The 25,256-nt window shown below is 64.2% G+C and carries 20 protein-coding genes; 10 read left to right on the forward strand and 10 right to left on the reverse strand.

Annotated elements, in window-relative coordinates:
* Window positions 1–153: 153 nt before the first annotated feature.
* From AC56DI_RS02565 to AC56DI_RS02590, 6 genes are all read right to left on the reverse strand, one after another.
* The gene (locus AC56DI_RS02565) at window positions 154–528 is read right to left on the reverse strand and encodes a gamma-butyrobetaine hydroxylase family protein (protein WP_496344800.1); all 375 of its coding nucleotides are present in this window, start codon (window positions 526–528) and stop codon (window positions 154–156) included.
* Window positions 529–616: 88 nt separating this feature from the next.
* Window positions 617–1,954, reverse strand: coding sequence for an ATP-dependent protease ATPase subunit HslU (hslU, locus tag AC56DI_RS02570; RefSeq protein WP_496344801.1), 1,338 nt, complete (start codon window positions 1,952–1,954; stop codon window positions 617–619).
* 27 nt (window positions 1,955–1,981) lie between these two features.
* A complete protein-coding gene (gene hslV, locus AC56DI_RS02575) occupies window positions 1,982–2,512 on the reverse strand; it encodes an ATP-dependent protease subunit HslV (protein WP_324521893.1) in 531 nt (176 codons plus the stop codon).
* Window positions 2,513–2,644: 132 nt separating this feature from the next.
* Window positions 2,645–3,364, reverse strand: a complete 720-nt coding sequence (locus AC56DI_RS02580; protein ID WP_324521891.1) for an SPOR domain-containing protein — start codon at window positions 3,362–3,364, stop codon at window positions 2,645–2,647.
* A 1-nt stretch (window position 3,365) separates the two neighbouring features.
* On the reverse strand, window positions 3,366–5,105 hold the full coding sequence (argS, locus tag AC56DI_RS02585; protein WP_496344802.1) for an arginine--tRNA ligase: 1,740 nt from the start codon (window positions 5,103–5,105) through the stop codon (window positions 3,366–3,368).
* A 128-nt stretch (window positions 5,106–5,233) separates the two neighbouring features.
* On the reverse strand, window positions 5,234–7,453 hold the full coding sequence (locus AC56DI_RS02590; protein ID WP_496344803.1) for a primosomal protein N': 2,220 nt from the start codon (window positions 7,451–7,453) through the stop codon (window positions 5,234–5,236).
* Between the two features lie 162 nt (window positions 7,454–7,615).
* Here AC56DI_RS02590 and rpmE point away from each other — a divergent pair, with 162 nt between their 5' ends.
* From rpmE to AC56DI_RS02610, 4 genes are all read left to right on the forward strand, one after another.
* The gene (gene rpmE, locus AC56DI_RS02595) at window positions 7,616–7,831 is read left to right on the forward strand and encodes a 50S ribosomal protein L31 (protein ID WP_324521888.1); all 216 of its coding nucleotides are present in this window, start codon (window positions 7,616–7,618) and stop codon (window positions 7,829–7,831) included.
* 26 nt (window positions 7,832–7,857) lie between these two features.
* Window positions 7,858–8,658, forward strand: a complete 801-nt coding sequence (locus AC56DI_RS02600) for a thermonuclease family protein (RefSeq protein ID WP_496344804.1) — start codon at window positions 7,858–7,860, stop codon at window positions 8,656–8,658.
* Window positions 8,655–10,094 carry a M48 family metalloprotease gene (locus AC56DI_RS02605; RefSeq protein ID WP_496344805.1) on the forward strand — a complete coding sequence of 480 codons (1,440 nt, stop codon included), beginning with the start codon at window positions 8,655–8,657 and terminating at the stop codon, window positions 10,092–10,094. Before AC56DI_RS02600 ends, AC56DI_RS02605 begins: the two co-directional genes overlap by 4 nt.
* Before the next feature lie 103 nt (window positions 10,095–10,197).
* The gene (locus AC56DI_RS02610; protein WP_324521885.1) at window positions 10,198–11,466 is read left to right on the forward strand and encodes a malic enzyme-like NAD(P)-binding protein; all 1,269 of its coding nucleotides are present in this window, start codon (window positions 10,198–10,200) and stop codon (window positions 11,464–11,466) included.
* A 90-nt stretch (window positions 11,467–11,556) separates the two neighbouring features.
* Here the strand turns inward: AC56DI_RS02610 and AC56DI_RS02615 are convergent, their stop codons facing one another.
* The 3 genes from AC56DI_RS02615 to AC56DI_RS02625 all read right to left on the reverse strand — a co-directional run bounded on the left by AC56DI_RS02615 (window position 11,557) and on the right by AC56DI_RS02625 (window position 14,509).
* Window positions 11,557–12,219, reverse strand: coding sequence for an endonuclease I family protein (locus tag AC56DI_RS02615; RefSeq protein ID WP_496344806.1), 663 nt, complete (start codon window positions 12,217–12,219; stop codon window positions 11,557–11,559).
* 331 nt (window positions 12,220–12,550) lie between these two features.
* Window positions 12,551–13,591, reverse strand: coding sequence for an AraC family transcriptional regulator (locus AC56DI_RS02620; protein WP_496344807.1), 1,041 nt, complete (start codon window positions 13,589–13,591; stop codon window positions 12,551–12,553).
* A gap of 6 nt (window positions 13,592–13,597) precedes the next feature.
* Entirely contained in the window at window positions 13,598–14,509 is a 912-nt protein-coding gene (locus AC56DI_RS02625; protein WP_496344808.1) for a GGDEF domain-containing protein, read from the reverse strand.
* Window positions 14,510–14,850: 341 nt separating this feature from the next.
* Between AC56DI_RS02625 and AC56DI_RS02630 the strand changes: the two genes are divergently transcribed.
* The 6 genes from AC56DI_RS02630 to AC56DI_RS02655 all read left to right on the forward strand — a co-directional run bounded on the left by AC56DI_RS02630 (window position 14,851) and on the right by AC56DI_RS02655 (window position 23,463).
* Window positions 14,851–17,367, forward strand: a complete 2,517-nt coding sequence (locus tag AC56DI_RS02630) for a TonB-dependent receptor (RefSeq protein ID WP_496344809.1) — start codon at window positions 14,851–14,853, stop codon at window positions 17,365–17,367.
* Window positions 17,368–17,418: 51 nt separating this feature from the next.
* Window positions 17,419–19,359: a phytase gene (locus tag AC56DI_RS02635; protein ID WP_496344810.1), complete on the forward strand. Its 1,941-nt coding sequence runs from the start codon at window positions 17,419–17,421 to the stop codon at window positions 19,357–19,359.
* A gap of 104 nt (window positions 19,360–19,463) precedes the next feature.
* Window positions 19,464–20,171 carry a protein TolQ gene (gene tolQ / locus AC56DI_RS02640; RefSeq protein WP_496344811.1) on the forward strand — a complete coding sequence of 236 codons (708 nt, stop codon included), beginning with the start codon at window positions 19,464–19,466 and terminating at the stop codon, window positions 20,169–20,171.
* A gap of 9 nt (window positions 20,172–20,180) precedes the next feature.
* Complete coding sequence (tolR, locus tag AC56DI_RS02645; protein ID WP_496344812.1) at window positions 20,181–20,624, forward strand: protein TolR; 444 nt, start codon at window positions 20,181–20,183, stop codon at window positions 20,622–20,624.
* A complete protein-coding gene (locus AC56DI_RS02650) occupies window positions 20,621–21,415 on the forward strand; it encodes an energy transducer TonB (protein ID WP_496344813.1) in 795 nt (264 codons plus the stop codon). The genes tolR and AC56DI_RS02650 overlap by 4 nt, the downstream gene beginning before the upstream one ends.
* Window positions 21,416–21,507: 92 nt before the next feature.
* The gene (locus AC56DI_RS02655) at window positions 21,508–23,463 is read left to right on the forward strand and encodes a PhoX family protein (RefSeq protein ID WP_496344814.1); all 1,956 of its coding nucleotides are present in this window, start codon (window positions 21,508–21,510) and stop codon (window positions 23,461–23,463) included.
* An 805-nt stretch (window positions 23,464–24,268) separates the two neighbouring features.
* Here AC56DI_RS02655 and AC56DI_RS02660 read toward each other — a convergent pair.
* Window positions 24,269–25,060: a gamma-glutamyl-gamma-aminobutyrate hydrolase family protein gene (locus AC56DI_RS02660; RefSeq protein WP_496344815.1), complete on the reverse strand. Its 792-nt coding sequence runs from the start codon at window positions 25,058–25,060 to the stop codon at window positions 24,269–24,271.
* Window positions 25,061–25,256 lie beyond the last annotated feature (196 nt).

Consider the following 25,256-nt stretch of genomic DNA (forward strand, 5'->3'; position numbering starts at 1 on the left):
CAGCTCCTTGGTTACCCGAGTTTGTGATTTTGTGCAAGTTCGGCATTAAGTCGCCGTGCGCGCGAGCAGTATGCCGAGACAGATTAGAAAGGTCGCCCTAACTCTGTGCACGGCTTCTGGCATTGCGCCACAAGCCGCGTGCTAGACGAGTTCTTAGAGCATCAATTTGATCGCCGACTCGTTCGGGTCGCGCGATTGTCGGGCGGCGCTGAGGGCCGCCAGGTAGTCGTCCCACAATTGCGCCTGGCGTTGACCGAGTTGGTCAAGGTAGTCCCAGGTGAACAGACCGCTGTCATGGCCGTCGTCGAAGCACAGTTTCAGTGCATAACTGCCGGCCGGTTCGATCCGCTGCAAGGCAACGTTGAGCTTGCCGGTTTGCAGCACCGGCTTGCCGTGACCCTGGACCTCCGCCGAGGGCGAATGCACGCGCAGGAATTCAGCGGGAAAGCAGTAGTGCTGGCCGTCGTCGTAGTTCAACTCCAGGGTGCGCGAGGCCTTGTGCAGTTTGATTGAGCTGGGGATGCGCATTGGCGGTGCTCCTGACATTGTGTAGCCCGGATGCAATCCGGGGCTTCATGGCGAATGCCCCGGATTGCATCCGGGCTACACGGCGCGATTAAAGAATATAGCGCGACAGGTCTTCGTCCTGGGCCAGCTCACCCAGGTGGCTGTTGACGTAGGCGGCGTCGATCTGGATCGCCTCGGCCTGGCTGTTGGCCAGGTCGCCGGCGCTGAAGGACACCTCTTCGAGCAGGCGTTCGAGCAGCGTGTGCAGGCGGCGGGCGCCAATGTTCTCGGTCTTCTCATTGACCTGCCAGGCGATCTCGGCGAGGCGGCGGATGCCGTCGGCGGCGAACTCGATATGCAGGCCTTCGGTCTTCAGCAGCGCGCAGTATTGCTCGGTGAGCGAGGCGTGCGGTTCGCTGAGGATGCGCTCGAAGTCGTGGGGCGTCAGGGCTTTGAGCTCGACGCGGATCGGCAGGCGGCCTTGTAGCTCGGGCACCAGGTCGCTGGGTTTGCTCAGGTGGAAGGCGCCGGAGGCGATAAACAGGATGTGGTCGGTTTTGACCATACCCAGCTTAGTGTTCACCGTGCAGCCTTCGATCAGTGGCAGCAGGTCGCGCTGCACGCCTTCGCGGGACACGTCGGCACCGCCGGTGTTGCCGCGTTTGGCGACCTTGTCGATTTCGTCGATAAACACGATGCCGTGCTGCTCGACCGCTTCCAGGGCGGCGGCTTTCAGCTCTTCCTCGTTGACCAGGCGCGCGGCTTCTTCATCGCGCACCAGCTTGAGAGCTTCCTTGACCTTGAGCTTGCGGCTCTTCTTCTTGCCCTTGCCCATGTTGGCGAACAGGCTCTGCAGCTGGTTGGTCATTTCCTCCATGCCCGGTGGCGACATGATCTCGACGCCGGCCGGCGATTCGGCCACCTCGATGTCGATTTCCTTGTCGTCCAGCTGGCCTTCGCGCAGGCGCTTGCGGAACAGCTGGCGGGTGTTGCTGTCTTCGCTGCGTGCCGGCTCATCGCCGAAACCGCTGCGTGCCGGCGGCAGCAGGGCATCGAGGATGCGCTCTTCGGCGGCATCTTCGGCGCGGAAGCTGACTTTGCGCATTTCCTGCTCGCGCATCATCTTGATCGCCGCATCGGCGAGGTCGCGGATGATCGACTCGACGTCACGGCCGACATAGCCGACTTCGGTGAACTTGGTCGCTTCCACCTTGATAAACGGCGCGTTGGCCAGTTTGGCCAGGCGGCGGGCGATTTCGGTCTTGCCGACGCCTGTGGGGCCGATCATCAGAATGTTCTTCGGCGTCACTTCAGCGCGCAGCTCGGCCGGCAGCTGCATGCGCCGCCAGCGGTTGCGCAGAGCAATGGCCACGGCGCGCTTGGCGTCATCCTGGCCGATGATGTGGCGATTGAGTTCGTGAACGATCTCGCGGGGCGTCATGGACATGCAGGCGTACTCCAGAAGAAGACGCGCTTATTCAGCGCAGTCTTCTTCTTCAATAGTCAGATTTTGGTTGGTGAATACGCAGATGGAGCCGGCGATATTCAGCGCGGTTTCGGTGATTTCACGGGCGCTCAAGTCGGTTTTCTGCAGCAGCGCCATGGCCGCGGCCTGGGCGAAACCGCCGCCGGAGCCCATGGCGATCAGGCCGTGCTCGGGTTCGACCACGTCACCGTTGCCGGTGATGATCAGCGAGGCATCTTTGTTGGCGACTGCCAGCATGGCTTCCAGACGACTCAGGGAGCGGTCGGTGCGCCAGTCTTTGGCCAGTTCGACGGCGGCGCGCACCAGGTTGCCTTGATGTTTTTCCAGTTGGCCTTCGAAGCGTTCGAACAGGGTGAAGGCGTCGGCAGTGGCGCCGGCAAAGCCGGCCAGCACCTGGCCGTGGTAGAGGCGGCGAACCTTCTTCGCGTTGCCTTTCATCACGGTGTTACCCAAGGAAACCTGGCCGTCGCCGCCCATGACGACTTTGCCGTTGCGGCGCACTGAAACGATGGTGGTCAAGAGAGGCGTCTCCACGCTGTTGGGCGAAATGCCCTGATGCCAGCAGATATGGGGACGGGGGTGGCCGGCTTCAAGCGTGAATCGGCTTTGCCGGTCTGTTAGAGGCTACTGACAGACCGGCAAGGCTTGGTTTTAGCGGCTTTGGCGCTGCTGTAACAACAGATTACCGAAGCCGCTGGCGGCCAGTTGCTTCTGCGCGGCGCCGAGCTGTTCACGGCTGGCAAAGGGGCCGACGAGCACCCGGTACCAGATTTCTTCGCGCACTGTGCCGGATTCAACCTGCACGTTCTGCCCGAGCAGAATGATCTGCGCGCGCACCTTGTCGGCATCCGCTTGTTTGCGGAACGAGCCCGCCTGGAGGAAGAACTGCGTCGTCAGCGGTGCCTTGGCCACGCTCGGTGGCGGGGTCGGCGTGCCTGTTGGTGGCGTGGTGCTGGCGGTCGGCAATGCCGGAGGGACCTGACCGTTGAGGGCGGCTTCGGCACGGGCGGCATCGGCTTTGGCCAATTGCTCCGGGGTCAGAGCGGCGGCCGGTGGCGGCGGTACGGCATCCGGCGGCACGATGACCTCGGATTCCGGCAGCAGGGTGTAGAAGTCGTACTTCGGCTTGGCCGGGCCCGCCGGTTGCGCGTTAGGTGTCGGCTTGTTGGCCTGGCTGCTGGTCTGGCGCGGCTTCTCGTCCTTGATGCGCTTGATCTCATCGCGGCCCGGTTCAAGTTGCAGCAAAAACACCACAAAGGCGCCGATCAGCAGGCCGCACGTCAGCCACACCCAGCCCGGCACCGGCTTGCGCGGTGGTGCCTGGTAGCGGCTGGCGCCGCGTTTGGGTGCCGGCTTCTTCTTGGCTGCCACCTTACATGCGCTCCAGGGTGTGCAGGCCTAGCAGTTCCAGGCCCTGCTTGAGGGTGCGACCACTCAGGGCGGCCAGGCGCAGGCGGCTTTGCTGGGTGGCTTGGTCGTCGGCACTGAGGATCGGGCAGTGCTCGTAGAAGCTGGAGAACAGCCCTGCCAGGTCGTACAGGTAGGCGCAGAGAATGTGCGGCGTGCCCTTGTCGGCAACGTTGTTCAGCACTTCGCCGAACTGGGCGAGCTTGGTCGCCAGGTCGATTTCCTGCGGCGCTTCCAGGCGGATCTGGCCCTCGACTTCGCTGAAGTCCTTGCCCAGTTTGCGGAACACACTGGCCACACGGGTGTAGGCGTACAGCAGGTAGGGCGCGGTGTTGCCCTCAAAGCTGAGCATCAGCTCGAAGTTGAAGCTGTAGTCGCTGGCGCGGTGCTTGGACAGGTCGGCGTATTTGACTGCGCTCACGCCCACGGCGTTGGCGATCTGGCGCAGTTCGGCTTCGTCCAGTTCCGGGTTCTTGCTCTTGACCAGGCTGTAGGCACGTTCTTCGGCTTCATTGATCAGGTCGACCAGTTTCACCGTGCCGCCGTCGCGGGTCTTGAATGGGCGGCCGTCGGCGCCGTTCATGGTGCCGAACCCCATGTGCTCCAACTGCATGCTGGCTGGGACGAAGCCGGCCAGGCGTGCAGCGCTGAAGACCATCTGGAAGTGCAGGGCTTGGCGCTGGTCGACGAAGTACAGGGCGCGATCGGCCTTCAGTACATTGGCGCGATAGCGGGTGGCAGCCAGGTCAGTGGTGGCATACAGGTAGCCGCCGCCGGCTTTTTGCACGATCAGTGGCAATGGGTTGCCTTCGGCGTTCTTGAACTCGTCCATGAACACGCACTGGGCGCCGTCGCTTTCGCTGAGCAGGCCCTTGGCCTTGAGGTCAGCAACCACGTTGGCCAAGTCGTCGTTGTAGGCGCTCTCGCCCTTCACGTCGGCCATGCTCAGTTTCACGCCCAGGCGGTCGTAGAGTGCCTGGCAGTGGCTCAGGGAAATATCGTTGAAACGGGTCCACAGGCGCAGGCATTCGGCATCGCCGGCTTGCAGCTGCACCACCAGTTCGCGAGCGCGCTCGGCGAACTCGGGCGACTCGTCGAAGCGCTTCTTCGCGGCGCGGTAGAAGTTCTCCAGGTCGGACAGTTCGCTGTCGGCGGCGGCTGGGTTTTCCTGCATATAGGCCAACAGCATGCCGAACTGGGTACCCCAGTCGCCAACGTGGTTCTGGCGGATCACCTCGTCGCCGAGAAATTCGAGCACACGGGCGACGCCGTCGCCGATGATGGTCGAGCGCAGATGGCCGACGTGCATCTCTTTGGCCAGGTTGGGGGCGGACAGATCGACCACTACGCGCTGCGCCGGGCCGATCTTGCGCACATTCAACTGAGGGTCCGCCAGGGCGACTTCCAGGCGCTGGGCCAGGGCCTGGTTGTCTTGATAGAAATTGAGGAAGCCGGGGCCAGCGATCTCGACCTTGCTGATGGCTGCATCGGCCGGCAGGGCGGCGATCAGCTGCTCGGCGAGGTCGCGCGGCTTCATGCCGGCCGGCTTGGCCAGCATCATGGCGATGTTGCTGGCGAAGTCGCCGTGGGTCTTGTCCTTGGTGTTTTCCACCTGGATCGCCGGGCTCAGGCCTGCCGGCAGCACACCTGCAGTGGTCAGGTTGGCGAGGGCTTGCTGGATCAGCTGGCGAATGGTGTCTTTCATGATCTGCTCTCAGGCCGGCAAGCGGCGGCGCCATGGCGCGGGATTAAAGCCGGGCATTATCGGCGTGCTTCGCCCGGTGCTTCAAGGGTTAAGCGGTAGATGGCGATTTATCGGCCCAGGTGGGTGGCTCAGAACAGGTCGATGGGGTCGACATCCAGCGACCAGCGCACCGCGCGGCCGCTGGGCATGCGCTCCAGTGCCGCCAGCAGCGCTGCCAATAAACGGTGCAGCGGCGCGCGGGCGTTGGCCTGCAACAACAATTGCGCGCGGTAGCGCCCGGCGCGGCGCTCCATCGGTGCGGGAATCGGCCCGAGCAGCTCGACACCATGCAGGGCTAATTCCGCCAACAGGTGTTCGGCTTCGCTGCAGGCCTGGTCGAGAAATTCCTCGGCCTGCCCTGGTTTATGGGCCTCGGCGCGTAGCAGGGCGAGATGCGAGAACGGCGGCAGGCCGGTGCTGCGGCGCTCGCTCAAGGCCTGCTCGGCAAAGGCGAAATAACCCTGCTCGGTCAGTTGCACCAGCAGCGGATGGTCGGCCAGGTGGGTCTGGATGATCACCCGGCCGGCCTCTTCGGCCCGTCCGGCGCGGCCGGCGACCTGCACGATCAATTGGGCCATGCGCTCGCTGGCGCGAAAGTCCGCGGAGAACAGGCCGCCGTCGGCATCCAGAATCGCCACCAGGGTCACGCGCGGGAAGTGATGGCCTTTGGCGAGCATCTGGGTGCCGACCAAAATGCACGGTTCACCGTGGTGGATGGTGGTGAGCAATTGGTCCATAGCGCCTTTGCGCGTGGTGCTGTCGCGGTCGATGCGCAGCACGGGGGTGTCCGGGAAGAGGATTTCCAGGCGTTCTTCGGCCCGTTCGGTGCCGGCGCCGAGCGGGCGCAGGTCGACCTTGCCGCAGTCCGGGCAATTGCGCGGCGAGCGCTCGCTGTAGCCGCAGTGGTGGCAGCGCAGTTCGCCGGAGCGTTGGTGCACAGTCATTCGAGCATCACAGCGCGGGCACTGGCTGATCCAGCCGCAATCGTGGCAGAGCAGGGTGGGGGCAAAGCCGCGGCGGTTGAGAAACACCAGCACCTGCTGACCGGCAGCCAGGGTTTGCTTGATCGCCTGCTGCAGTGGGCCGGAGATGCCGCTGTCGAGCGGCAGGCTCTTGATGTCCAGGCGTAGAAAGCGCGGTGGCTGGGCGCCGCCGGCCCGTTGGGTGAGTTTGAGCAGGGCGTAGCGGCCAGCGTGGGCGTTGTGCAGGCTTTCCAACGATGGTGTGGCGGAGCCGAGCACGATCGGGATGTTCTCCTGGCGGGCGCGCACCAGGGCCAAATCGCGGGCGTGGTAGCGCAGGCCTTCCTGCTGTTTATAGGAGGCGTCGTGCTCCTCATCGATGATGATCAGGCCGGGCTTGAACATCGGCGTGAACAGCGCCGAACGGGTGCCGATGATGATGTCGGCCTCGCCGTCGCGGGCGGCCAGCCAAGCATCCAGGCGTTCGCGGTCGTTGACGTTGGAGTGCAGCAGGGCGATCCGCGCATTAAAACGCTGTTCGAAGCGCGCCAGGGTCTGGGGGCCGAGGTTGATCTCCGGGATCAGCACCAGCGCTTGTTTGCCGGCTGCCAGGGTCTGGTGGATCAGCTGCAGGTAGACCTCGGTCTTGCCGCTGCCGGTGACGCCGGCCAGCAAAAAGGCATTGAAGTGGCCGCCCGCCGACTGGATCGCCGAGACGGCGCTTTGCTGTTCGGGGTTTAGCGGCAGTTCTGGCTGCGCCAGCCAGTTCAGGTGGCGCGCCGGGAGCGGATGGCGGCGTGCTTCGCAGGTGACCAGGGCTTTTTCCAGCAGCAGGTCGAGGCTGTCCTTGTTCAGCTGCAATTGGCTGAGCAACCGGTGCGGCACGCCGTGGGGGTGCTGGGCCAGGGTTTGCAGGGCTTCGCGCTGGCGCGGTGCGCGGGCAAGGCGCGGGTCGTCCAGCTGGGCGCCAGCGGCGATCTGCCAGAAGCGCTCCTGGCGCGCTTCAGCTGGTTCGCCCTGGCGCAGCAGCACCGGCAAGGCCCAGCTTAGGGTGTCGCCGAGGCTGTGCTGGTAATACTGGGCGGTCCACAGGCACAGCTTGAACAGCGCCGGCGGCAGCGGGCTTTGGGCGTCAAGCAAGGCCAGTGCGGGTTTGAGCTTGTCGGCCGGCACCTCGCTGTGCTGACTGACTTCCACCAGAATGCCGATGATCTCGCGGCGGCCAAACGGCACCCGCAGGCGCATGCCCGGTTGCCAGGCGATGTGTTGCAGGTCGGCCGGCACCGCGTAATCGAACAGGCGGCGCAGCGGTGAGGGCAAGGCAAGGCGCAGGATGGTGGCAGGCACAGCGGGCTCCGAAAATGGCCCGGCGATCCTAGCACGGCCGTGCGTCGCCAGGCGTGCCGGGGGCGCTTGCATCGACCTGCTGCTCTGGTATCATCCGCGGCCTATTTCCGTGCGGTACTCGACAGGGGTCGGGTGGCGGCACACATAACCCGAGGATGTACCATGAAAGCTGAAATCCACCCGCAATACGACGCTATCGACGCAACCTGCAGCTGCGGCAACGTGATCAAGACCCGTTCGACTCTGTGCAAGCCACTGAGCCTCGACGTGTGCTCCGAGTGCCACCCGTTCTACACCGGTAAGCAGAAGATGCTCGACACCGGCGGCCGTGTTGATCGCTTCAAGCAGCGTTTCGGCATGTTCGGCGCCAAGCAGTAAGCTTGCGCGCAGTGACGGCAGCCCCCATGGGTTGTACCGCACTACTGAAAAAGGCGTCCCTCGTGGGCGCCTTTTTTGTTTGCCTGCTGACCACGTTGGCGGCGCCGGCTGCGTGCCTGGCGCCGGGTACGCTTACGCAGGTGCGGGTCAGCAAGGTGCTGGATGGCGATACCCTGCGCCTGCAGGATGGCCGCAATGTGCGCCTGATCGGTGTCAATACGCCGGAGCTGGGCCATCACGGTCGCCCGGTCGAGCCGTTCGCGGTGCAGGCCCTGCGCCGGTTGCAGGCACTGGTGGCGGCCAATGACGGGCGCGTGGGTTTGCAGCTCGGCAGTCAGGCCAAGGACCATTACGGTCGCACCCTGGCCCACGCCTACGACAGCCATGGGCAGAATCTGGAAGCTCAGTTGTTGGCCGAAGGCCTGGGCTATCTGGTGGCCATCCCGCCCAATACCGCCCAGGTCGTTTGCCAGCGCGTTGCTGAGCAGCAGGCGCGCCAAGCCCGTCAGGGTCTGTGGAAAAAGTCGCCAGTCCTGACGCCCGAACAGCTGCGTAACTCGGGTTTCGCCATGCTGCGTGGGCGCGTTGAGCGCGTTCAACGCAATCGTGGTGGCCTGTGGATCGAATTGCACGGACCGCTGGTGCTGCGTATCAGCCCGGCGCAATTGGCTGGCTTCGATCAGGCGGCGCTGCAACGTCTGCCTGGCCAGCAGGTCGAGGCGCGAGGCTGGGTGATTGACCGTGCCAAGCGTGGCGGCGTAAAAAACGGCCAGGCGCGCTGGCTGCTGCCCTTGAGTCATCCGGCCATGTTTGAGGAGTTGCCATGAGTGTGCGAATTGTCCTGATGCTGCTGGGCTGCGCTCTGCTGACGGGTTGTGCGCATAACCCGGCCACCGGGCGCACCGATTTCGTGATGATGAGCGAGCAGCAGGAGCTGGCCCTGGGGCACAGCTACAACCAGCAGATTCTCAAGGAGAACCCGCGCTACGCCGACGAGAAGCTGCAGGCCTATGTGCAGCAGGTGGGCGAGCGGGTGGCCAAGAACAGCCATCGCAGCAACCTGAGCTACCACTTCACTGTGGTCGATTCGCCGGACATCAACGCCTTCGCTCTGCCCGGCGGCTACATCTATATCCATCGCGGCTTGCTGGCCTACCTCAGTTCTGAAGCCGAGCTGGCTGCGGTGCTTGGTCACGAAGTCGGCCATGTCACGGCGCGGCACAGCGTGCAGCAGCAAAGCCAGTCGACGGCCTGGGGCATTCTCGGCCAGGCAGTGGCCATCGGCACCGGCGTCAGCGCGGCGGCGGATGTCACCAATGTGCTCGGCACCGCGGTGGTCAGCGGCTATGGTCGGGACATGGAACTGGAGGCCGACGGCCTTGGTGCCCAGTACCTGGCGCGCAGCGGCTACGACCCGCAGGCGATGATCGAAGTGGTCAAGGTGCTGAAGAATCAGGAAGTGTTCGCCCGCGACCAGGCCGCCAAGCGCGGCCAGGCCGTGCCCGAGAGCAGTTACCACGGTGTGTTCGACAGCCACCCGGACAATGATCGCCGCCTGCAGGAGGTGATCGGCCCGGCCCGCGCCCTGGCCGGCGGTAAGCAGGAGGTCAATCGCGAGGTGTTTCTGCAGCACCTGGAAGGTTTGCCCTTCGGTGATTCGGCGGCCACCGGCGTGCGCCGCGGCCAGCACTTCTACCATGCCGAGCTGGGCATCGCCTTGGACTTTCCCGCTGGCTGGAGGCTGCTCAATCGCCCCGAGGCGGTCATTGTCCACACCGCCGATCAGCAAGCTTTTGTCGCCATGACAGTGAGCGCCGCGGAGCCGGGCTTGAGCCCCGAAGAGTTGCTCCGCCAGCGCGCCAAGGGCCAGCGCCTGGTGCAGGAGCAAGCCCTCAAGGGCGGCGGTTTGCACGGTTATACCGGGATCATCGCGGGCTCGCCGGCCAAGCGCGTGGCGATCATCTACAAGGATTCACGCGCCTATCAGTTTATTGCTGCCGTCAAAGGTCGCGGCTCGCTGGAGAGCGAGGACCAACACTTTATGCAGGTGATCAACAGTTTCCGCCCGCTGGCCGCCGCCGAAGCCAAGCTGGCGCAGCCGCTGCGCGTGCATCTGCGCAAGGCCAAAGCGGGCGACAAAATGGCCGCCCTGGCCACGGCCAGCAAGTGGCCGGAGGACCCCGAGGCGACGCTGCGTCTTCTCAACGGACTCTATCCCGATGGTGAGCCGCGTCCCGGTGACTGGCTGAAAATATTGCGTTAGAGCCCCATGGTCCGGCTGGCTCAACGGTCTTGTGAGGCCTGGGCCTCTTGCCGTATCCTCGACCTCTTGTCTGTTTCACAGCCCCCAAAGCGGAAATGCCACCATGTCTGATCTGAAAACTGCCGCTCTCGAATACCACGCCAATCCTCGTCCGGGGAAGCTGAGTGTCGAGCTGACCAAGCCCACTGCAACGGCCCGCGACCTCGCGCTGGCGTACAGTCCGGGTGTGGCGGAACCAGTGCGAGAAATCGCCCGAGACCCTGAGCTGGCTTACAAATACACCGGCAAAGGCAACCTGGTCGCAGTCATTTCAGACGGTACGGCCATCCTCGGTCTGGGCAACCTCGGCCCGCTGGCGTCCAAGCCAGTGATGGAAGGCAAAGGCGTGCTGTTCAAGCGTTTCGCCGGTATCGACGTGTTCGATATCGAAGTTGAAGCCGAGAGCCCGCAGGCGTTTATCGACACCGTACGTCGTATTTCTATCACCTTTGGTGGCATCAACCTGGAAGACATCAAGGCACCCGAGTGCTTTGAAATCGAGCGCACACTGATCGAACAGTGCGACATTCCGGTGTTCCACGATGATCAGCACGGTACCGCCATCGTTACCGCGGCCGGCATGCTCAACGCTCTGGAAATCGTCGGTAAGACCCTGCCTGAAGCCAAGATCGTCTGCCTGGGTGCTGGCGCTGCCGCGACCTCATGCATGAAGTTGCTGGTCAGCATGGGCGCCAAGATCGAGAACATCTTTATGGTCGACCGCAAAGGCGTGATTCACGCTGGTCGCGACGACCTGAACCAGTACAAAGCAGCCTTCGCCCACGAAACCGATAAGCGCAGCCTGTTCGATGCCCTCGACGGTGCCGATGTGTTTGTTGGCCTGTCGGGTGCCAATCTGCTGGAGGCCGACGGCCTGAAGCGCATGGCGGCCAATCCGATCGTGTTCGCTTGCTCCAACCCGGACCCGGAAATCAGCCCGGCCCTGGCCCACGCCACGCGCGACGACGTGATCATGGCCACCGGTCGTTCGGACTACCCGAACCAGGTTAACAACGTACTCGGCTTCCCCTTCATCTTCCGTGGCGCTCTGGATGTTCGCGCTACTCGCATCAACGAAGAAATGAAGATTGCCGCTGCCCTGGCCCTGCGTGACCTGGCCAAGCAACCGGTACCGCAGGACGTGTGTGACGCCTACGGCGGTGCGCCGCTGGCGTTCGGCCGTGAGTACATCATTCCGAAGCCGATGGACAAGCGTCTGATCAACGTGGTTTGCGATGCGGTGGCCAAGGCTGCGATCGAAAGTGGTGTGGCGACCCTGCCGTATCCGAAGCACTACCCGCTGACGTCCGTGGATGACGTGTTCAACGGCTAAGTCTGTTGACGCAGTAGCAAAAACGCCCCGACTGGTTCGGGGCGTTTTTTTATGCGAATTTTTTACCTGGATAGGGCTGTGCCTATGCGCTCAGTCCTTGATCAGCAGTTCGACCTGGCTTGGGTCGTCGATAAAGCGATTGCGGTTGCCTTGCAGGCTGGCGATCTTGTCGTTGCGCGCTTTCTCTTCGGCATCGGGCGGGTCCATCTGATGCCACTGCTTGAACATCTGCAGTTGGCCGACAATCGGCAGGCCGTACTCAATGTGCATATAGAAGATGGCGCGGGCAACGTTGCCCTTGGCCGCATCGCGCGGTTCCACCAGTTGGAAGCTGCTCTTCAGGTCACAGCCGATGGCGTCGAACTTGCTCGGTATATCGTCACCCAAATCACCGAACTGAGCGCTGCGGCGGGCCAGTTCGACGCGGGTCAGCTCCGGGTAGAGGTTGTGCAGGTCGGCGAGCATGTAGGGGTATTGCGGGTTGGCGGCCAGGCATTGCGAGTCGGTGACGCAACGCAGGGCGCTTTTGATCTGCTTGCTGGCATAGACAGGGCTGGGCATCAGTTGGCCATGGCTCTGGTCGAAGGCCTTGGCGCAATACAGCGAACTGCCGCCGCTGGCATACAACTGGCCCCAGAACACCTGTTCGGCGCTGGCCTTAGGGTCGCCTAGCTGACTTTGGCCGCCGGCAAGGGCGGGAGTGATGGTGCTGACTGCCGCCAGGCAGCCAAGGGCAATCGCAACTGCGCGCATGGTCTTGACCCTGTGGCCACGTGAGCGCGGCCTGTTATTTTGTAGGACAAAAGCAGTCTAACAAGACCTGCGTCACAAAATAAAGGCGAACAAGCGGTTGCTTGGTTTTCTTGTAGGCTTTGGCTTACAAGGCGTGCTGCCGATTGGCGCTATCGCCGAAATTTGCCACTGACTAATCTGTGCCCCAAGGACGTCGCGCAGGAAGCGCAAGCCGCCAGCACGGAAATGCTGGAGCTCCGCCAGGATGGCGGTCTGAACATGGATGTCAGGACACAGTCTGCAAACCCCGCTTCGGCGGGGTTTTCTTTTTGCCCGCCCAAAATTTTCGGAGCTAGACCTCGCCGGTCAGCCAGCGACGCAGGGCACTCGGCGGCACGCCAGTCCAGCGCTTGAACGAGCGACGAAAATTGGTCGCATCGTGAAAGTGCAGGTGGCTGGCCACCTGGTCGTTGCTGTAACCCTTGACCTGATAGAGGTACAGTGCCACCTGCAGACGCACCTGATCATGCTGTTGCTGATAGCTGGTGGCATGTTTGTGCAGCTTGCGCTTGAAGGTCGCTGGACTCATGGCAAAGGCGGCCGCCGCACGTTCCAGGCTCGGCGCCTCGCGCACATGGCGCAGCAGCCAGCGTTGCAGGCAATCCAACAGGCTGGCCCGTGGGCCGTTGGCGAGCAGCTGTTCACGGGCTTGTTGGCAGGCCACCACCGCAGTGGTCAGGGCGGCCTGGGGCAGGGCACGGGTCAGGTAGTGGCGTGGCAGGCGCAGCAAGTTGTAGGGGCTGTTGAAGTGCAGGTCTTCGCCCAGGTGCACCCAGTACTGCTCGACATAGCGTGGTTGCGCGTGGGTGAAGTGAAACTGCCAGGGCAGGCGCTCGCCGCACAGCTGCCGAGCGAGAGCCACCACCGCGGTCATGCTCGCCTCCAGCAGAAAGCGTTGCTGAACGCCGGCACCGCAACTGTCCAGCCAATAGACATAGGCGTAGTGCTCGTCCAGCAGCAGGCGTGGGCTGTGCAAGGGCGCCAGCAAGGCGCGCAGCTCGCCGAGCAGCTCCAGCGCCTGTTGCAGATTGCCCGCCAGGGCCAGGGCCTGGCTGGCAGCGCCATGGTGGCCGGGCAACAGGCGCTGACCAAACAGAAAACTGCTGTCATCGGCGCCCAGCAGGCGCTGGGCATTATCGATCAGCAGGAGAAACTGCTCCGGGCTGATCAGGGTGTTGCCGGCCAGAATATCGGCGTGAAACAGGCCGGTGCCGCGCAGCAGGCGATGGCTGTCGATGCCCCGCGACAGGCACAAATCGATCAGGCAGGCCGGTTGCTGGTGCGCGGCAATAAAGCGGCTGTCGCGCTCATACCAGTCGGGTTTGCTGGCCATGGCTGTTTAGGCGCTCAAGGCCAGCGGTTGCTTGGCCCTGGCCAGGGCCAGGTTTAGGCGCTGCAACAGGGTTTGCGGGTCTTCGTCGACGGCCATCACCACCGCCACCGTGGCGCGCAGATGCAGGCGTTCGCCGTGCTGGCGGGTCTTGTGGGCCAGATGGGCGACGGCCTGTTGCAGCTCGCCGGCCAGTTGACGGGCCAAGGTCTCGCCGGTGTTCGGCAGCAGCACCACGAAGCGGTCGCCGGCCAGCCGGCAGAGCAGGTCCTGGCAGCGCAGGTTGAGCAGCAGTTGCTGGCTGATGGCCTGCAGCACGGCATCGCCCTCGGCATGGCCGAAGCGCTGATTCAGCGCACTGAAGTTGTCCAGATCCACCGCCACCAGCGACAGCGGTTGCGCCTGCCCGGCGTGCTGCAGGCTCAGCTGCAACTGGCGGCGCAGGTACTCGGCGGCGCCCAGCGGGGTGAGCTTGTCGAACAGCCGGTGCTCGCGGAACAGCCGCTCGCGCTTTTCCAGTTGGGCGCTGATCGCCAGTTGCTCGTGGTGCCAGTGGTACAGGCCGACCGTCATCAGCAGCAGGCCGATGGGCATTGGCGCCGACTCCAGCCAGCTGTCCCAGGTGAGGCTGTCGGGCAGGCGGATGAACTCATCCAGGGCATCCACCCACCAGGAAAAGAACACGCAGCCCAGGCCCAGGGCCAGCAGGCTGCTGACCCGTCCCGCCGGTCGACTCTTGAGGATCAGCACCAGCCAGGCCAGGGCCAGCAGGGCTGAGCCACCTTCGCCGAGGATGTCCAGCCAGACCCATTCGGCCATGGGTTTCAGGTCGCCGGCGGCCAGGTGCAGGAGCAGGGCAAGGTTGGCGGCCAGCAGCAGGGCGGCCAGTTTCAGACGGTGTAGATGCAGCAAAGAGGACATGGCCAGTAGGCTCCGTTTCAGCGTATGGGCGCCAGCTCAACAGAGCGATGTGACGGTTTGGTTGCAGGCAGGGAGGTCAAATCGGCTCAGGCGTTGTGTTGAGTATTTTGCCGATAGCGGGTCGCCGGCCAATGGGCGGCGCACGCTACGGCGGCGGGCGGGTTCAAGCAGCTCAAAAAGGCGGGTCATTGCAGCCCATTTACCCGTTAAAAACGTCGCAAAGCCCCGTTTTTCGTGGCTTGGCGGCAGCGCTGTCACAGAAGCGTCATGCCCGGCTTCTAGCGTGCCCTCCCAAGTTAGCCGGGCCATTTGCCTGGCCATCATTACCAGGGGAGATTCTGATGACGCGCAATCGCCGTACTTCCGCCCGCCGTGCGGGCCATGCACTCAGTGCCTTGGCGCTGGCCGTGGCAGCCAGTTCGCTGCTGGCGGCGGAAACCAGCACCGAGCGCAGTGAACACGTCAATGTGGTCGGCCAGGCCGTCAGCATCGACAAGTCGTTGAAGCAGCAACGCCGCTCCGACAGTGTCGAAAGCGTGGTCAGTGCCGACGGTGTGGCCCAGTTGCCGGACGAGAACGTGGCCGAGGCGGCCCAGCGTCTGCCTGGTGTCAGCGTCGAGCGTGATCAGGGCGAAGGCCGCTTTGTCAGCGTGCGTGGCCTGGGTCCGGACCTCAACAGCGTGACCATCAACGGCACCCTGATCCCGTCGCCCAACAGCGGCAGTCGCGCGGTGGCCCTGGATGTTCTGCCCGCCGAATTGGTGCAGTCGCTGTCGGTGATCAAGACCCTGACCCCGGACATGGACGCCAACTCCCTGGGCGGTACCGTGGCGGTGGAAAGCCTGTCGGCGTTCGATCACGAGGGGCTGTTCTACACCGGCAGTGCCGAGGGCAGCTACGACGAAAACACCAGCGAGACCAGCCCGAAATTCTCCGGTGCGGCCAGTGACCGCTTCAGCCTTGGCGACGGCACCGACAACTTCGGCGTGGCCGCTGCGGCCAGTTGGGGTAAACGCGATTTCGGCTCCGACAACGTCGAGACCGGTGGCGACTGGGACTTCAGCGACGGCGCCAAGCTGGAGCAGTTCGAGCAGCGCGATTACGAAATCAGCCGCGAGCGCAGTGGCCTGGGCCTGAACTTCGACTACCAGGCCGATGACCTCAACAGCTATTTCCTGCGCACCCTGTACAGCCGCTACAAGGACACTGAAACCCGCAACGCCGCCGGCGTCGAGTTTGCCGATGCCCAGGCCGAAGGCCAGAGCGGCGAAGCCGAGGGCTTTCGCGAGCTAAAAGACCGCGAGGAAACCCAGGAGATTCAGTCCTACGTCCTTGGCAGCGAGCACCTGCGCGGGCCCTGGACGCTGAATACCCAGGCCGGCTGGAGCCAGTCCAGCGAAGACACCCCGGAACATATCGCCAGCGCCACCTTCGAGGGCAATGACGACTTCACCAGCGCCGGCTTTAGTGACACGCGCAAGCCGCGCCTGCACATCGAAGACGCCTTCTACGACCCGACCAACTTCAGCCTCAAGGATGTTGAGCGCGAAGAGCAGAACACCACCGACACCGAGAAAAACATCAAGCTCGACCTGGCCCGTGACTACGACCTGGCCGGCAATGCTGCGCAGTTCAAGTTCGGCGGCAAGCTCAGTCGCCGCGACAAGGACAACGACACCGAGGTGTGGAAGTACGAAGACTTCGACACCTTCGGCATCAGCGACGACGAGCTGCTGCTCAGCCATTACCAGAAGGGCAGCGTCGACTACGGCCTCGGCCCGTTCGGTACGGGGATCAGCGCCAACGCGGTGGAGAATCTGCTCGGCCGCCTGGATCGCAGCGCGTTCTATGACGAGGAACAGTCGCGGGTGAATGACTTCGACATGCGCGAAGACATTAACGCCGGCTACCTGATGCACACCCTGGACATCGACGACTGGCGCCTGATTGCCGGCCTGCGCTACGAGGGCACCGAGTTCCAGGCCAAGGGTACGGGCATCAACGATGGCGACTATGTTGCCAGCGACGCCAGCCATGACTACGACCACTGGTTACCGGGCCTGCACGCCCGCTATCAGTTGGACAAAAACACCCAGCTGCGCGCCGCCTGGACCAACGCCGTGGTCCGTCCGACCTTCGAACAACTGGCGCCGGGCTTTGTCATCGACGGCGACGAGGCCGAGTTTGGCAACCCCAACCTCGACCCGCTGGAGTCGAGCAACTTCGACCTCGGCATCGAGCACTACCTGGGTTCGGCCGGCGTGGTTTCGGCGTTCGTGTTCTACAAGGACATCCAGAACTTCGTCTACAACAGCGACCTGGCCGGCAGCGGCCAGTGGCTCAACTTTGACGAGGCCAACACCTTCGCCAACGGCGACAGCGCCGACCTGTATGGCCTGGAACTGGCCTACTCGCAAAAATTCAACTGGCTGCCGGCGCCCTGGAACGGCCTGCTGGTGGGCGCCAACGCTACCTTCAGCCGCTCCGAGGCGAGCATCGAAAGCCGTGGCCTGAGCCGCGACATCGACCTGCCGTTCCAGTCCGACAGCGTCGGCAACCTGATGCTCGGCTGGGAGAACGACAAACTCAGCCTGCGCCTGTCGGCCAACTACAAGTCCGACTACCTGCAGGAAGTGGCGGCGGTCGACGACGCGGCCCACGACCTCAGCGTCGACGACCAGACCTTTGTCGACTTCACCGCGCGCTACTTCCTGACCGACGAGCTGCAACTGTCCTTTGAGGCGCAGAACCTCACCGACGAGTCCTACTACGTCTCCACCGGCAGCAGCAGCTACAACGCCCAGTACGAAGAGTACGGCCCCAGCTACAAGCTCGGTCTGACCTTCACCCACTTCTGATTGAACCCCGGCGGCGCCCCTCACTGCGCGGCGCCGGGTAAGGATGACTGCTTGAAAACTGCATTGCTAAAACACACGCCACTGGCCGTGCTGCTGGCCAGCGCCTTGCTGGCCGGCTGCGACAAGTCGGCGGGCAAACCGACGCTGCAACTCAGCCCCTGGGGTGCCTCGGCGCAGGTCAAGGCCGAGGATGTGCGCTTTCTGCCCGCCGAGTTGGGCAGCCTGGGCCATGACCTGCGCCTGGCCGCCAGTGAGCGCAAAGGCTTGCTGCTGCTGGCCGTCGACGGTCAGCCGCTGGCTCGCTTGCCGGGCACTTATGCAGGCTTGGACAGCCGCGCGCAGGGCCAGCAACTGATCGTTGCCAGCCTGGACAGCGCCACCCAGCAGGCGGTCCTGGTGCCGCTCGACCCGGCCACTCGCCAGTGGGGCGCGGTGCAAGCACTGCCGGCCCGCGACTACGCCGTGTCCGGGCTGTGCCTGTACCGCGATGAAGCGAGCAACCTGCACCTGTTTCTGCTCGGCGAAGACGGCCAGGGCGAGCAATGGCTGGTCGGCAACGGCGCCGGGCTGAATGCCACGCCGCTGCGCCTGCGTGGCCTGCCGACGCCGCCGGGCGCCGAGTATTGCCAGGCCGACGACGCCGCCAACCGCCTGTTCGTCAACGAAGAAGGCGTCGGCCTGTGGGCCTATGCGGCCCAGCCGGAAGCCGACGTAGCGCGCCAGCCGGTCGACCTGCGTGCGCCCTTTGGCGGTTTGCAGGCCAGCATCGGCGCCATGCACAGCCAGCCTGGCGGCGTGCTGGCGCTGGACCCGGAGGCGGCGCGCCTGCACCTCTATCAGCAACAGGGCGATACCTGGCAGAGCGTCGCCAGTCTGGCGTTGGACGGCTTGCAGGAGCCTGAGCGCCTGACAGTCCGGCCAACCGCCAAGGGGCTGGAGTTATTGATTCAAGATGACGGCAGCGGGCGTTTCTATCAGGGCGAACTGAACTGGCTGCCGACGCCGGTGGCCCTGCCGCCGGTGCTGGCCAATGTGCCGGCGCTGCGCCAGAGCGAGCCGGTGGGTCGCCATGGCGACGCCGCCGATGACCCGGCGATCTGGCTGCACCCCACAGATCCAGCGTTGTCGCGGGTGTTGGGCACCAACAAGAAACAGGGGCTGCTCAGCTATGACCTCGACGGCAAGTTGCTGCAGGAGCTGCCGGTCGGGCGCCTGAACAACGTCGATGTGCGCGGCGACTTTGCCCTCGGCAACCAGCGCGTCGACCTCGCCGTGGCCAGCAATCGTGACCACAACAGCATCAGCCTGTTCGCCATCGACCGCGCCAGCGGTGAGCTGCGCGAGGCCGGCGAGATCCGCACGTCGCTCAAGGAAATCTACGGCATCTGCCTGTTCCAGCCTAACCGCGACGAGCTGTACGCCTTCGCCAATGGCAAGGACGGCACCTTCCTGCAATACCGCCTGCGCAGCGATGCCCAGGGCCAGGTGCAGGGCGAGCAGGTGCGCCGCTTCCAGGTCGCCAGCCAGCCGGAAGGCTGCGTCGCCGACGACCGCAACCAGCGCCTGTTTGTCGGCGAAGAAGACGCCGGCGTATGGACCCTGGACGCCCGCGCCGAGCAACCGGCCGAGCTGGTCAGCGTGCTCAAGGTCGGCGAGTTGCTGCAGGCCGATGTCGAGGGCCTGGGCCTGTATCAGGGCGCCGAGCGCGACTACCTGGTGATTTCCAGCCAGGGTAACGACAGCTATGTGGTGCTCGACGCCGCGCCGCCCTTTGCCCCGCAGGGCGCCTTCCGGGTGGGCCTGAACGGTGCCCTGGGCATCGACGGTGCCTCGGAAACCGATGGCCTGGAGGTCACCTCGGCCAACCTCGGCGGGCCCTGGAGCGCCGGTCTGCTGGTGGTCCAGGACGGGCGCAAGCGCCTGCCCGAGAGCACCCAGAACTTCAAGTTTGTGCCCTGGGCCGAGGTGGCCAAGGTCTTGGGGCTGCCATAAGGCTGTCCTAGCCGCTGTCATCACTCGGTAAGAGCAACATCATTCAATACGCCGGATACGCCCGCTGCCTAGCAGCGGGTCGAGCGCCAAGAGGTAACCCTGTTATGCACGCCACACTTGAACATATGACCATCTGGAGCCTGATCAGCGGCGCCACGCCGCTGGTCAAAGGGGTGATGCTGACCCTGCTGCTGGCCTCGTTGACCAGCTGGTACCTGATCGTCCAGCGCAGCCTGTTGCTGGGGCGCAGCGAGCGCTTGCTGAAACAGTTTCAGCAGCAGTTCCGCGCCAGCGCCGACCTGGCCCAGCTGTACCGCGAGGGCGATGCCACAGCCGACGATGATGCGGGCCTGGAGCGGATTTTTCGTGATGGTTTCGGCGAGTTCAGTCACCTGAAAAGTGAGCCGGGGATCAGCGGCGAGGCGGTAATCGACGGTGTCGAGCGACGCCTGCTGGTGACCATCAGCGAAGAGCAGGAACGCCTGGAAAAGGGCCTGGCGTTTCTCGCCACGGTCGGCTCGGTGAGCCCCTATATCGGCCTGTTCGGCACCGTGTGGGGGATCATGAATGCCTTTATCGGCCTGTCCCAGGTGCAGCAGGCCACCCTCAGTACCGTGGCGCCGGGGATTGCCGAGGCGCTGATTGCTACTGCCATCGGCCTGTTCGCAGCCATTCCGGCGGTGGTCGCCTACAACCGCTTCGCGGCGCGGGTGGAAACCCTCGGTACGCGCTATTACGCCTTCGGCAACGAGCTGCAGGGGCGCCTGCACCGCAAGCTGCAAGCCGCCACCAGCCTCGCCCGCGCGGCCTGAGGAGGCGCCATGCGCAAGCCAGCGAAGAAGCACGGGCCCAAGGCCGAAATGAATGTGGTGCCCTATATCGACGTGATGCTGGTGCTGCTGGTGATCTTTATGGTCACCGCGCCGATGCTCACCCAGGGGGTGAAAATCGAACTGCCCAAGGTCGCCGCCCAGGCGCTGACCAGCAACGTCGAGCAGCAGATCCTGACCCTCTCGGTGCAGGCCGATGGCGGTTACTACTGGAACCTCGGTAGCGAGTTGAAGACCGAAGGCCAGACCGACAGCGCCGTGAGCCTGGAGGAAATGACCGCCAAGGTTGGCGCCATCATCGCCGCCCGTGGCGACACCCAGGTGTATGTGCGCGCCGACCAGAACGCCGCTTATGTGCATGTGGTGGCCGGCATCGCTGCCCTGCAGCAGGGCGGGGTGAGCAACCTCGGGCTGATCACCGAGGCGCCGCAATGACGGCCGCGCTGCTGCCGGTTATGCCGCTGCTGCGCGCGCCACGTCCGGCGTGCGGCTGGTGTCGCAACGCCGGTGCGGCGCTCGGCGCGCTGGCGCTGCACGGGCTGGTGCTGGTGGGGCTGCTCGGCCAGTGGCAGAGCAGCCCGGTGCAGGAGCCTGAGGTGCGCACCCTGACCACCCAACTGATTAGCCTGTCGCCGCCTGTCGCCCCGGCACCGCCCCCTCCCGAACCGGTCGTCGTCGCGCCTGAGCCTGCGCCGGTCAAACCTGCGGTTGCCCCGCCCGTCGAGCCGCGCGTGCAGCCGCAACAGCTCGAACAGGCCGCGCTGGCGCGTCAGCGGGTTGCCGAGCGTGAGCAGAAACAGAAGCAGGAGCGTCAGGTGCAAGAGCAGCAGCGCCTCCACCAGCAACGCCGTGCCGCCGCCGAGCAACTCGCCCAGCAACAGGCACAGCAGCGTCTGGCCGAGCTGCAAGCTCAGGCTGACGAGCGTGCGCGCCAGGCCGAGGCTGCTGCGGCCGCTAGTCGTCAGTACCTGCCGATTGCCAAGGAGGCACCGGATTACCCCGATCGCGCCCTGGACAAAGGCATCGAAGGCGATTGCAGCGTGACCTACACCGTCACGCCTCAAGGCCGGGTGGCCGACCCGCAGGTGGCTGGCGACTGCCATCCGCTGTTCGTGCGTCCGTCCCTGGCGGCAGCCAAGACCTTCCGCTACCAGCCGCGCATCGTCGCGGGCCAGGCGGTGGCCGTGGTCGGGGTAAAGAACACCTTCCACTACCGCATCGAATAACCCCGAACCGCCAGCCCCCTCTGCCATTGATGGGCGAGGGGGCCGTAGCCCGGATGCACTCCGGGACCACCACTCACAGCCATCGAGACTCCGTGATGAACGAGCACAGCCAATTCCACGCCCGCCTGGAAGCCCACGACGACATCACCATCAACCCCAGCGCCAATCCGCCGCTGGCCGAGCTGCTCAATCCGAGTCGGCGCAACGTGCTCAAGGGCGGCCTGACCCTGGCGGCATTGGGCTTCTTCGCCGGTGGTATCAGCGCCTGCGGCAAGGCCAGCGCCAGCCCGTTGCTGAACTTCAAGGGCGTGCCGGTGCAGATCGATCCGGCCTTTGACCGCGTGCTGGTAGCCGAGGGCTACCGCGCCGTGCCGTTCTTCTCCTGGGGCGACCCGGTGGAAGCGGGCGCCCCCGCTTGGAACCCGGACGCCAGCGACGACTGGCAGGCTCAGCTCAAGCAGGCCGGCGACAACCACGACGGTATGGATTTCTTCGCTTTCCCCGGTGAAAGCGACCGTGGCCTGCTGGTGATGAACCACGAGTACATCAACCCGCCACTGCACCCGTCCGGCAAGATCGATCAGAGCAAACCACGGCCGCTCAACGAGGTGCGCAAGGAACAGGCGGCCCACGGCGTGTCGGTGATCGAAGTGCGCAAGGGCGCCGATGGTCAATGGCAGCGGGTCATGGACTCGGCCTATAACCGCCGTATCAGCATGCTCACGCCGATGCGTTTGGCCGGCCCGCTGGCGGCCCATGCGCTGATGCAGACCGCCAGCGACCCGCGCGGCCTGGAGGTGCTCGGCACCCTGAACAACTGCGCCACCGGCATCACCCCCTGGGGCACCTTCCTCACCTGCGAGGAAAACTGGCCCAACTACTTTATCAACCGCGACCCGGCCGATTACGCCGCGCGGGTGGCGCACAAGCGCTATGGCCTGGCCAGCAGCGGCACCAGTAAAAACTACGCCTGGGAAACCGCCGACCCGCGCTTCGACGCCACGCCGTACCCGGATCAGGCCCATGGCGGCCACGTCAACGAGCCCAACCGCTTTGGCTGGGTGGTGGAAATCGATCCCTTCGACCCACAGGCGCAGCCAATCAAACGCACCGCCTTCGGCCGTTTCAGCCGTGAGTGCGCGGCCCTGAGTTTGGGCGATGACGGACGCATGGCGTTCTATTCCGGCGACGATGCCAAGGGCGAGTACCTGTACAAATTCGTGCCCAGCGGACGCTTTGATGCCGCCAACCCCAAGGCCAGCCGCGACCTGCTGGATCACGGCACGTTGTATGTGGCCAAGCTGAATGCCGATGGCAGCGGCCAGTGGCTGGCGCTGGTGCATGGGCAAAATGGCCTTAGCGCCGAGCATGGCTTTCCCAGCCAGGCCGAGGTGCTGGTTAACGCCCGCGCCGCCGCCGACCGCGCCGGTGCCACGCCGATGGACCGCCCGGAATGGGCCGCCGTGCATCCCAAGAGCCGTGAGGTTTACGTCACCCTGACCAACAACGACGGGCGCGGCAGCAAGCAACCCGTGGACAAGGCCAACCCGCGGCCGAACAACCTGCACGGGCAGATTCTGCGCTTTAACGAGCAGGGCGCAGACCCGACTGCCACCACCTTTACCTGGGAGTTGTTCCTGCTCGCCGGTGAGGCGCGCGGCGCCAAGGGCAAGGATGGCCAGCCAGTGCCGGCCAACCTCACAGGTACCATCAATGGCGATTTGTTTTCTTCACCGGACGGGGTGGCGTTTGATGCGGCCGGGCGCCTGTGGATTCAAACCGACTACGACGATGCCGAGCCGGCTATGCAGGCCATGGGCTGCAACCAATTGCTGTGTGCCGACCCCAGCAGTCGCGAGGTGCGGCGTTTTCTGGTCGGCCCACGCGGCTGCGAAATCACCGGCCTGGCCTGGAGCCCGGATGGCAAGGTGATGTGGGCGAATATCCAGCACCCCGGCATCAGCTTCCCGGCCAGCGACGGCAAAACCCGCCCGCGCTCGACCACAGTGTTGATCACTAAACTCGATGGCGGGGTGATTGGTAGCTGAGCCAGCGCAGAGCAGCATTGGGTAAAGCGGGGCTAGTCGAGGCTATGCCCAGCTCAACAATCGCCGCCCACACCTTCATTCCCGTAGGAGCGGCTTCAGCCGCGAAGTGGGCGTTGAGGGTTGGAGGGTTCGCGGCTAAAGCCGCTCCTACAAAAGCCTGGTCGCCGTGCACACAAGCAGCGCAATTCTCTGGATTGGCGTGAGCGCGCAGTGGGCTAGATCGGCAACGCCGCCGCCATTCCCGTAGGAGCGGCTTCAGCCGCGAAGTGGGTGTTGAGAGTTGGAGGGTTCGCGGCTAAAGCCGCTCCTACAAAAGTCTGGTCGCCGTGCACACAAGCAGCGCAATTCTCTGGATTAGCGTGAGCGCGCAGTGGGATAGATCGGCAACGCCGCCGCCATTCCCGTAGGAGCGGCTTCAGCCGCGAAGTGGGTGTTGAGAGTTGGAGGGTTCGCGGCTAAAGCCGCTCCTACGAGCGCTCGATCGCAGTCAACGCCCAGGCAAGGCTTTGACGCATAAACCTAGAGCGCTNCGCAATTCTCTGGATTAGCGTGAGCGCGCAGTGGGATAGATCGGCAACGCCGCCGCCATTCCCGTAGGAGCGGCTTCAGCCGCGAAGTGGGTGTTGAGAGTTGGAGGGTTCGCGGCTAAAGCCGCTCCTACGAGCGCTCGATCGCAGTCAACGCCCAGGCAAGGCTTTGACGCATAAACCTAGAGCGCTTGTTGTGTGTAGTCGATGTTGCTTCGCTAGAAATGAATAGCGCAGGCCAAGGCCTGCGCTATTCATTTATGCCGCTAAGCGGGTACTTAGCCGTTTTGCTCGGCTACGCGCTTACGGCAGGCCGCACCGAAGGCCTCGAACAGGCGCACCGATTGCGGGTTTTGCGAGGCTTGCCACTCGGGGTGCCATTGCACACCCAGGGTGAACTGCGGTGCTTGCGGCAGGTGAATGGCTTCGATCACGCCGTCTTCGGCATGGGCCAGTGCTTCCAGGCCTTTGCCCAGGGTTTTGATGCCCTGGCCGTGCAGGGAGTTGACCGGAATTTCTTCCAGACCCAGCAACTCGGCCAGCCAGGTGCCGGGCACCAGGCGGATGCTGTGGGCTTCGGCGTATTGCTCGGCCGGAGGCGTGGTGTCGTCTTCGCGGTGGTCGTTCATGCCCTCAACTTCATAGAGTTTCTGGTGCATGTCGCCGCCGAGGGCCACGTTCATTTCCTGCATGCCGCGGCAGATACCGAAGATCGGCAGGCCCTTGGCCAATGCGGCGTGAATCAGTGGCAGGTCGAAGTTGTCGCGGTCCTGGTCCTGGGCCTTGCTTGGCGTGAGGTTTTCCTGACCGTAGAGCGTCGGGTCGATGTTGCTGCCGGCGCCAGTGAGGTAGACGCCATCGACCATCGACAGGTATTGCTCAAGGTCATCGGTGCCGAAGCAGGTGGGTGCCAGCAGGGGCACGCAGCCAGATATTTCGACCAGGGGACGGATGTACTTGTTGGTCATCACTTGGTAGTCGTGGCCTTTGCGCTCTTGGGCGCCCATGGACATCAGGACTACAGGTTTACGTTTTGCGTTCTGGGTGTTGCCAGTGTTGTTGTTGGACATATGTCACCTTAGGGCAGGCCGGCGCCTGCCGTTTCTGTGCAGGAAGTACCTGTGTTGCCGCGGTGCTTCCTGTTTTTACTGGTGCTGTCTGCCTTGCTGCAGCCTCGCGCAATAGCCATGTTGCGTGCATCAGCTGGCCGAGTGAAAGCGCCCAGAGGGTCGCTAAAGGGTAGCTGAAGAGCAGACGGAACCGTGG

It is taken from the genome of Pseudomonas sp. BGA-UO-ETr-WB11, from assembly GCF_059567785.1.

Bases quoted from the DNA above. Each gene is read 5' to 3' on its own strand.
- AC56DI_RS02565 (WP_496344800.1), bottom strand. From the start codon at position 528: ATGCGCATCCCCAGCTCAATCAAACTGCACAAGGCCTCGCGCACCCTG.
- hslU (WP_496344801.1), bottom strand. From the start codon at position 1,954: ATGTCCATGACGCCCCGCGAGATCGTTCACGAACTCAATCGCCACATC.
- argS (WP_496344802.1), bottom strand. From the start codon at position 5,105: ATGAAAGACACCATTCGCCAGCTGATCCAGCAAGCCCTCGCCAACCTG.
- rpmE (WP_324521888.1), top strand. From the start codon at position 7,616: ATGAAAGCTGAAATCCACCCGCAATACGACGCTATCGACGCAACCTGC.
- AC56DI_RS02600 (WP_496344804.1), top strand. From the start codon at position 7,858: ATGGGTTGTACCGCACTACTGAAAAAGGCGTCCCTCGTGGGCGCCTTT.
- AC56DI_RS02605 (WP_496344805.1), top strand. From the start codon at position 8,655: ATGAGTGTGCGAATTGTCCTGATGCTGCTGGGCTGCGCTCTGCTGACG.
- AC56DI_RS02610 (WP_324521885.1), top strand. From the start codon at position 10,198: ATGTCTGATCTGAAAACTGCCGCTCTCGAATACCACGCCAATCCTCGT.
- AC56DI_RS02615 (WP_496344806.1), bottom strand. From the start codon at position 12,219: ATGCGCGCAGTTGCGATTGCCCTTGGCTGCCTGGCGGCAGTCAGCACC.
- AC56DI_RS02620 (WP_496344807.1), bottom strand. From the start codon at position 13,591: ATGGCCAGCAAACCCGACTGGTATGAGCGCGACAGCCGCTTTATTGCC.
- AC56DI_RS02625 (WP_496344808.1), bottom strand. From the start codon at position 14,509: ATGTCCTCTTTGCTGCATCTACACCGTCTGAAACTGGCCGCCCTGCTG.
- AC56DI_RS02630 (WP_496344809.1), top strand. From the start codon at position 14,851: ATGACGCGCAATCGCCGTACTTCCGCCCGCCGTGCGGGCCATGCACTC.
- tolQ (WP_496344811.1), top strand. From the start codon at position 19,464: ATGCACGCCACACTTGAACATATGACCATCTGGAGCCTGATCAGCGGC.
- tolR (WP_496344812.1), top strand. From the start codon at position 20,181: ATGCGCAAGCCAGCGAAGAAGCACGGGCCCAAGGCCGAAATGAATGTG.
- AC56DI_RS02650 (WP_496344813.1), top strand. From the start codon at position 20,621: ATGACGGCCGCGCTGCTGCCGGTTATGCCGCTGCTGCGCGCGCCACGT.
- AC56DI_RS02660 (WP_496344815.1), bottom strand. From the start codon at position 25,060: ATGTCCAACAACAACACTGGCAACACCCAGAACGCAAAACGTAAACCT.